This window comes from Vibrio sp. 1069 (assembly GCF_033340555.1).
This window is the reverse complement of the sequence record NZ_JAWOWP010000593.1, coordinates 1-604: the sequence shown is the minus strand read 5'-3', so window position 1 is coordinate 604 and position 604 is coordinate 1. Positions and strand designations below refer to the sequence as shown.

The 604-nt window shown below is 39.7% G+C and carries 1 pseudogene; it reads left to right on the top strand.

What is annotated here, in order from left to right:
• Window positions 1–193: 193 nt before the first annotated feature.
• Window positions 194–592 (top strand): annotated as a pseudogene (locus R7040_RS27940) (FIST N-terminal domain-containing protein); the annotation flags it as partial.
• Between the last annotated feature and the right edge of the window lie 12 nt (window positions 593–604).

Below are 604 nucleotides of genomic sequence, written 5' to 3'. Positions count from 1 at the left end.
GAGCTGAATGGAATGCTATATCTGCAACCAAAACGATTAAGCTCAAAATAAACCAAAATATTGTCTTAGTGCATTTATAAATTAGATCTGACACGAGATAATGGCATCTTCTTTGTGAAATTCGAACCTTCTAGCCTAACGATAATTTGTCGTAATGGTATAACAGTAACGTGACAAACAATAATAAAAGCGTATGCAGTGCCAATCAGTATTTACCCATATTACCGACGAATATTTAGCAGTAGAGAGGCTTCGTTCAGAGCTGAGGCAAGAACACTTGTCTTATATCATCTGTTATTACACAGAAGAGTACGACTTCAGAGCCATTCGCTCTGCCTTTCTTAGATATTTCCCTGGTGTTCCATTCCACGGTTCAAGTTCATGCCAAGCCATTATGACCGATCATGGTTTTCACGTTGGGCCAGTCATAGCGGCTATGGCTATCTATGACTCAGGCCCACATGCTTATGGAACCGGTATTTCTAATTGTGAAGAAAATGAGTGTGTCTCCGTCGCTCTAGATATGGCTCTTCAAAATGCTAATCGAATTGGCGAAGTACCGAACTTAATTCTTCTTCATGCAACTCCTGGTAAATAAGAAAAG